At 53.1% G+C, this 7,273-nt stretch carries 9 protein-coding genes and 1 pseudogene; 4 read left to right on the top strand and 6 right to left on the bottom strand.

Annotated features, from left to right (window positions below):
• Positions 1-12 precede the first annotated feature (12 nt).
• From tnpA to IV91_RS0111300, 4 genes are all read right to left on the bottom strand, one after another.
• The gene (gene tnpA, locus IV91_RS0111315; protein WP_031598455.1) at positions 13-420 is read right to left on the bottom strand and encodes an IS200/IS605 family transposase; all 408 of its coding nucleotides are present in this window, start codon (positions 418-420) and stop codon (positions 13-15) included.
• A 262-nt stretch (positions 421-682) separates the two neighbouring features.
• Complete coding sequence (locus tag IV91_RS0111310; protein WP_031598454.1) at positions 683-2,506, bottom strand: ATP-binding cassette domain-containing protein; 1,824 nt, start codon at positions 2,504-2,506, stop codon at positions 683-685.
• A 278-nt stretch (positions 2,507-2,784) separates the two neighbouring features.
• Positions 2,785-3,117: a helix-turn-helix domain-containing protein gene (locus tag IV91_RS0111305; protein WP_031598451.1), complete on the bottom strand. Its 333-nt coding sequence runs from the start codon at positions 3,115-3,117 to the stop codon at positions 2,785-2,787.
• Positions 3,114-3,458, bottom strand: coding sequence for a type II toxin-antitoxin system RelE/ParE family toxin (locus tag IV91_RS0111300; RefSeq protein WP_150112468.1), 345 nt, complete (start codon positions 3,456-3,458; stop codon positions 3,114-3,116). The genes IV91_RS0111305 and IV91_RS0111300 overlap by 4 nt, the downstream gene beginning before the upstream one ends.
• 266 nt (positions 3,459-3,724) lie before the next feature.
• On the opposite strand from IV91_RS0111300, the gene IV91_RS0111295 reads away from it, so the two are divergent.
• From IV91_RS0111295 to IV91_RS19780, 4 genes and pseudogenes are all read left to right on the top strand, one after another.
• Positions 3,725-4,012, top strand: a complete 288-nt coding sequence (locus IV91_RS0111295; protein ID WP_031598448.1) for a toxin-antitoxin system TumE family protein — start codon at positions 3,725-3,727, stop codon at positions 4,010-4,012.
• Positions 4,009-4,371 carry an HVO_A0114 family putative DNA-binding protein gene (locus tag IV91_RS0111290; RefSeq protein WP_031598446.1) on the top strand — a complete coding sequence of 121 codons (363 nt, stop codon included), beginning with the start codon at positions 4,009-4,011 and terminating at the stop codon, positions 4,369-4,371. Before IV91_RS0111295 ends, IV91_RS0111290 begins: the two co-directional genes overlap by 4 nt.
• 98 nt (positions 4,372-4,469) lie before the next feature.
• Positions 4,470-5,189, top strand: a pseudogene (locus IV91_RS15950) (capsular polysaccharide export protein, LipB/KpsS family); the annotation flags it as partial.
• Between the two features lie 13 nt (positions 5,190-5,202).
• Entirely contained in the window at positions 5,203-5,484 is a 282-nt protein-coding gene (locus tag IV91_RS19780; protein WP_084190070.1) for a capsular polysaccharide export protein, LipB/KpsS family, read from the top strand.
• Positions 5,485-5,559: 75 nt separating this feature from the next.
• Here IV91_RS19780 and IV91_RS16905 read toward each other — a convergent pair whose 3' ends face one another.
• A complete protein-coding gene (locus IV91_RS16905; RefSeq protein WP_051862613.1) occupies positions 5,560-6,783 on the bottom strand; it encodes an OmpA family protein in 1,224 nt (407 codons plus the stop codon).
• 376 nt (positions 6,784-7,159) lie between these two features.
• A partial coding sequence (locus IV91_RS17345; protein ID WP_200874391.1) for a transposase occupies positions 7,160-7,273 on the bottom strand: 114 nt, incomplete at its 5' end.

Here is a 7,273-nt window from a genome sequence, read left to right as displayed (position 1 = left end):
TGGCGGTGCGTTTCATTTGTGCTTTTGCTGCTCGATATATTGTTTAACCACTTCAAGCGGTGCGCCGCCAATCGTCGATACAAAGTAACTATTCGTCCACAAGGTCGGTAGCCGCGACTTTATCCATTTAAATTCTTCGCGTATCAGTTTCGATGATCTGCCCTTCATCAGCTTAATCAGCCGGTGTATTCCGAACTGGGGGTCAACCTCTACCAGTAAATGTACATGATCCGGCATAACCTCAAGTTCCAATATTTCACATTTATACTCAGTAGCAACGTCTTGTATAATCTCTTTCAGACGAACGTCAACGCCCTTCACTAAAACCGAACGCCGATACTTAGGACACCAAATAACCTGGTACTTGCAGGAGTAAACCACGTTCAGGTTGCTCTTGTATTTTATGGTGTAATCGTTCATGTACTAATTATACAGATGCTAGATATATAATGCAAGACAAATCTAAGTCAAAACCAACTTCCCGCTTTCCTCCCCATGGCTAAAGCGAGGGGATTCTCGCGGTGTGGGGTTGATTTTTTTCGTCGTTTGACAGAAACGCTTGGTATCACGGAAGATAAGCAAAAATTACGCCGAATTTACAACCCGTTGATATTTTATAATAAAATTTTTGTATGGGCGGATCATCGGTCGAAAATGTAATAAAATCTGACACTTTGGCAGGTCATGGTTCCTTGTCGTGTTTCTGCTGCAGTGCTTCCCAGCGCAGAAACGCCTGTTCCAGTTGGTGGGTCAGTTCGGCTTGCCGCTGACTGAGGCGCTTGACCTCGTCGGGCGAGTTGCGGTAGAGGGTTCCGTCCGCCAGGGTCTGGGCCAGTTCGGCCTCTTCTTTTTCCAGGTGGGCGATGGTGTCTGGAAGGGTTTCCAGTTCCTTCTGCTCCTTGTAGGACAACCGCCCGGTCTGGGCTTTGCGTGGTTTGATCGCCGAGGGTCGGTTCGTTCCGCCGGTTTCAGAGGCGGCACTGACAGGGGATTCTTTGTTTGCTTGAATTTTTTTTCGCTGGGCCAGGTAACGGATCCAGTCGCTGTAACCCCCGGCATTCTCCGTGACGATGCCCTGACCCTCAAGGACGATGACCTGGGTGACCACTGCATCCAGAAAGGCACGATCATGGCTGACCAGGAACAGGGTGCCGGGATACTCGATGAGCAGGGACTCCAGCAATTCCAGGGTTTCAATATCCAGGTCATTGGTGGGTTCGTCCAGGACCAGCACATTGGACGGGCGGGCAAACAGGCGCGCCAGGAGCAGGCGATTGCGCTCCCCACCGGATAGCGAGGCCACCTTGGCCCGTGCCCGCTCGGGGGGGAATAAAAAATCGCCAAGATAACTGATGACATGTTTGCGCGTGCCGCCGATCTCGATAAAATCGGATCCCGGACTGATGGTTTCCACCAAGGTGGCCGAAAGGTCCAACTGTTCGCGCCATTGGTCGAAGTAGGCAATATTCAGGCGGGTGCCGCTGCGCACGGTTCCTTCGTCGGGGGTATGCAATCCCAGCAAGGTCCGCAGCAGAGTGGTTTTCCCCACACCGTTGGGCCCCATGATTCCGATTTTGTCGCCGCGCTGGATGCGGGTGGAAAACCCTTGCACAAGGATCTGGTTTTCGTAGCGCAACGTGACTTCCTGCAATTCGGCGATCAGTTCCCCGGAACGATCCCCGGAATCCACGGCCAGACGGACCGACCCGATTTGATCACGGCGCAGGGCACGTTCCCGGCGCAGTTCTTCCAGTCGTCGTACCCGTCCTTCATTGCGGGTACGACGTGCCTGGACCCCCTTGCGAATCCATACTTCCTCTTGACTGAGCAACTTGTCGAAACGACGCTGTTCAAGAGCCTCTGAGGCAAGTTGCTCGGCTTTGCGGCGCAGATAGTCGGCAAAGGAAATACCGAAAGTCGATAATTGACCTCGATCCAATTCCACCACGCGGGTGACGACCTGATCCAGAAAATGTCGGTCGTGGGTAATGAACAGTACGGCGCCGGGGAAATTTCTCAAGGCTCCTTCCAGTCGTTCGATGGCCGCCACATCCAGATGGTTGGTGGGTTCGTCCAGGATCAACAGATCCGGTTCGCTGACCAGGGCGCGGGCCAGAGCGACACGTTTTTTCCATCCCCCCGACAGTTGTCCGACCTGTCCCTCCGGCTCAAGTCCCATCTGGGACAGTTGTCGTTCCACCTGATAGGAGGCCACGGGCATTCCGCATTCTGTCAGCCCTTGGGCCACTGCATCAAAGATCGATGATTCGGGGTCCAGTTCGGGTTCTTGCGGAACATAGCCCATTCTGAGGCCAGGCTGGCGCCAGACCTTGCCCTCGTCCGGTGCGATAATTCCCAGTATGATGCGCAAAAGGGTGGATTTTCCGCCGCCATTGCGGCCGATCAGTCCAATACGTTCGCCGGGATCGATTTGAAAGTCGATATGATCGAGTAAAGGGTCCAGCCCGAAGGCCAAGGAGACAGCATCCAGAATGATGAGAGGCATGGGTAGTAATCAATAGATCTTCAAAGGAATGGGTAACAACGTGCGCAGGAGAGCATGGTACCGCAACCGGTGAGGAGCGCGGGATTTTTGTTTGCCGTCCACCGCAGTAGGGACTTTCACCTCGATCCCGTCAGGCGCAGCATCAGTGTCAGTGGATGTGACGGCGAGACATTAAATATGTAATTAAATCAGTTTATTATCTAATATTGAAGTGGACCCTTGTGTCAAGGCATTATTGTCTTGACACAAGGGTCCACTTCAGTCAGTTGTTTAGCGCGTCAACCGATGACCAGCTTGACCGATATGCCAACGCGGCTGAGCATTTCCACCAGCGTGTCAATGGTGAACTTGGCCGTCTTCTTGTTCACCACATCGGACACGCGCGGGCGCGAGACCATCAGGATTTCGGCGGCCTCGGCTTGCTTCAGGTGATGCTCGGCAATCCAGGTGGACAACTCTTCCATCAACTGCTGCTTCAGCAACTGGGTGTCTTTGATCTGTTTGCGAGAGGCTACCTGCAAGCGCTTGGCCTCAGCGGGTGCGAAGCCAAGCTCCAGGAAAATGTTTGCTCCCGCCTTCGTCACATGGCGGATTTCGGTGTCGATCTTCATTTTCGTGTCTTTCTCGCGTTGACCACGGCGCGATAGCGCGCCTCGGCAATACCCTTGTCCTGCTTGCTGGTTGCCTGAGTCTTCTTCTGGAAGCAGTGCAGGACATACACGGCTTCCTCGAACTTGGCGACGTACATCACCCGATAGATGCCACTGGCCTCCCGAATGCGGATTTCCTTGGTGCCAACCCCGACATCATCGAACGGCTTCCAATCATCCGGGTCCAACCCAACTTCATCCTTGCCCAACTGGAAACCAGCGGAGCGACGTGGCTCGTCCGGGAATGCCAACAAGTCGTTGTAGGCGGAACCCACCCAGCGAATCTCTTTTTCGTCGTTCACCATTTCACTCTGTATAATATCTTATACACGTCGAGAACGGAAGTCAAACGCATGAAGCCTCCCACTGCTAAAGCCTTTGGCTTGTAACGGGTGACGTTTTTTGGATTTAGTGGTCATGGATGTCATCCCTCGTGCGGTGTAGATGGTTGTCAGAATCCGCGTAAATCTGGTGTTGAGTGCGGGAGACAACAACTGGGTGGCCCGTACGCAACAAACCGGATGTTGGCTAATTTGACAACAAATTTGGTGTTGTCTAGAATGACCGCATGAAAGCCTCTCCGCTTTACCGCTTTCGCCGCGAATTTGATGATGGGGCCATCCTCGAGGTTGTCATCTGGCAAGTACCAGAACCCGTGGAAGGATGCACTCATCCGTACAAATACAGGCTTTTTTATGGTTTTCTCGGACGACGCATCATCGGATATGACAATGAGCGTTCCAAGGGAGACCACCGGCACACCAGCGGCGGAGAAGAGCGGTATGCGTTCACCGGGCCAGAAAAACTCATGGATGATTTTCTGGCCGACATCGCCAGGGAAAGGAGCAACTTATGAAAACCGCCACCATTCGCATCAGGAAAGACTTGAACGCCACTCTTGCGGATTTGCGAAGGAAATTTTTGAATACATGGGATTCCGGAAAATACCAGGGCGAATTTTTCGAATTCGAGTCACCAGCAGCCCTTTTTCGCGCCATCACACCAAAACGCTGGGAATTGATCGAGGCGCTGCAATCCCAGGGGGCCATGAGCATTCGAGCGCTCTCCAGGACGTTACATCGGGATGTGAAGCGTGTCCACGAGGATACCCACGCCTTGATCAGGGTCGGGTTGATCGAGAAAAATCCGGAAGGAAAAATCTTCGTTCCTTTCGAAGAGATCCGGGCCGATTTCGTCATCCATGCAGCAGCGTAACTGAAGAAGGCACTCTGTGATTTTACCGGGGCAGTCTGGCGCAATGGAGCGATTTTTTTCATCGCTATTGCCAGTCAAAAACGGTCACGGACCTAGTCTTGCTGGGAGAACAGCGACGTTACCACAAGGAGGCGGTGGCTGTAGCCAAAACCCTGGGCGTGCGGGTTACCGTGACAGATTTTGGTTACCTGCGGCCCGACTGGATCACGCTGGAACAGGACGGCATGGGAGGAAACTCCCGTTTTCCCCGTGATCCCGAGGTCTTGGAAGTTTTGGCACGAGGAGTGGCTGAACCGGATCTGTCCGAATCCTATCGGGACAGTGCGCTTAATATGGCGAAGGGCGATCTGTTGTACAGTTTTTCGACAGTTTTCTTTTGGCCATTTTTTCCGCGTTATCAACGAAGCGACCATCGGCCTCATCCGTTCCGGTATTTCCCTGTCATGGGGCTGACCTTGCTGCGCATGCACTTGAAAAAAAACCGGATTCAGGCACAACTGTCCGACGTGCTGGTGGAGAAAGGGGTTTTTTTTGTGTTTCCCTTGCAACTGGAACATGACTTTCAGATCATCAGTTATTCTTCTCTGAATTCCCTGGATGAAGCCCTGGAAAAAGTCATAGGGTCCTTTGCACGGTATGCCGACGGGATGGATCGTTTGGTGATCAAGCGTCATCCCTGGGACCCCGGTTTCAGGAATTGGGCCAAAAAAGTTCGGTACTGGTCGGATTTTTATGGAATCGGAGAGCGCGTGACGTACCTTGAAGGAGGAAATCTCGATCGCTTGATCGAGAAGGCCAAAGGGATGGTGACGGTCAACAGCACCTCGGGGGGTGCGTGCTCTGCAGTTGGGCTGCCCTGTGGCGGTTCTGGGGCAGGCGATCTACCACAGTCCTGGACTGACTGCCCAGAATGGGCTGGATGCTTTTTGGATGGCTCCGCCCCGTCCGGATCCTGGGTGCGTGTCTGCATTCATCCGTGCTTTGGTTGCCACCATCCAGATTCGTGGTGTGTTTTTTGATGAGCAGGGGCTGACGGTGGGGGTAGATGCGGCAGTAAGGCGCTTGTGGCTGGAGCGAGTGGGAGACGCTTTATTGGGAGACGGTCAGGAGTAAAAACCCGAGAGATGTGATCTCTCGGGTTGGAGTGTGCTGCACAGGAGGCACGAGGCATCCTGTATTTTTGGGTTGTTACTGCATGACGTGAACTTTCTTTTCTTCACGCACTGTGTAGCGGACTTCCACATGACGATTCTGGGCACGGCCTTCGGCGGTCTTGTTGGAAGCAACGGGATTTGCCATGCCATAACCCTTGGTATGGATACGATCCGCTGCCACGCCATTCCTGACCAGATAAGCCCTGACGGCATCGGCACGTCGTTGGGACAACTTCACGTTGTAAGCCTTGGGTCCGGTGCTGTCGGTATAACCGTCAACGTTGACATCGGCTTCAGGATACTTCTTGGAGAAGTCCACCACTTGCATCAACTTTTCGTCGGCGGTCTTGTTCAATACGGCCGAATTGAATTTGAAGTTGGCTCCATCGAGACTGACGGGTTTTTCTTCGGTGATGATGCGCCACCGTTCCTGCTGCGCAGGAGCGGGAGGAGCCACTACGGGTTCTGGAGCGGGGGCAACCATAGGTGCCGGTGCTGCGGCGGCAACATGGCGGGGTGCTTTGGCAGCGCCGAAGTAGTAGTTCACACCCATGGTATAGACGTTGTTGTTCATGGTGTTGGAGTTATTGGACACCGACATGGTGTTCCATTCGCCCGCCACACTCCAATGAGGGGCAAACAGATACTCGACCCCTAGTCCACCATTGGCTCCATTACCCGACAAGCCAGAGGCAGAACCAGTTCCGACCAGGTGACCATAGCCCAGTTTGGCATAAGGCATCAACTTGTCGGTTATCGGAATCCCGAACTTCAGGCCCAAGCCGTAGTCGTGACTGCCATAACCTTGGTTTCCGGAGAAATAACTGGAACGACCGGTGGTGTTGTAGCCATAACCTGCATCAATGCCCAGAACGGTGCGTCCTAAGGCCCAACCATAACCGGCCTCAAGCCCAAGAGCCGTACCATAGTTTTGATTGTTGGGGATTCCAGGGGTTGCACCACCTGATAAGGCGGCGGCATTGCCCACGCCCATGTTGGAATCATTGACCCCAGCCTTGGCACCCACATAGGCACCGGTGAAGGGACCGTGGTAGCGAGTCAGGAAATTATCCACATCATCCATGGTATCCTTGGCCCCGTTCTCCACCGTGGTTCCGGCGGTTTCAACCCCATTGACTACAGTGGTTCCTGCCGATTTGACATCACTTTCGGTGGTGGACAATACGCCATCAGCAAAGGCCGAGGCAATGGGTAAGCCCATGAGGGCCAACACCAGCAATTTCTTTTCGAATTTCATAGGTACTCTCCATGATTTGGTTATTGTGACGCTAAGACTACCGCCAGCAGACCAATGGTAACTGGTTTCTGGCTCATTGCCTCCCCGATGGGTGCTGCTTCAGACAGACCCAAATTCCGTCACAGTGTAAAGACTTCCTACCTGTGATGCCAGTGATATATGCCGATCTGTATTTTTGAGCAGAGAGGTTGTTGTATATTTGCAACAGTCAAAGGGGTAAATATCCCGTTAATTTTTTCCTACCTGGATTCATCCATTATCGACTCGAAGGACCACGGGCAAACATCGGGCAGTTCCATGTCAAGATTGGTTTCACTAAAGAAGGCGCGAACCGCATCCGCCCAAGGATCTGTCCACCAATCGGCATCTTCGTTTCCTATAGTGGCGTTTGCTGTTGCTCGATATATTGTTTGATGATGCCAATCGGCGCACCTCCACACGAAGAGGCAAAGTACGATGGCGACCACAACACATTTTTCCAATACCGCTT

This window comes from Ferrovum myxofaciens (assembly GCF_000735045.1).
Taxonomy (GTDB): Bacteria; Pseudomonadota; Gammaproteobacteria; order Burkholderiales; family Ferrovaceae; genus Ferrovum; species Ferrovum myxofaciens.
This window is presented reverse-complemented; position numbering and strand designations above follow the sequence as displayed.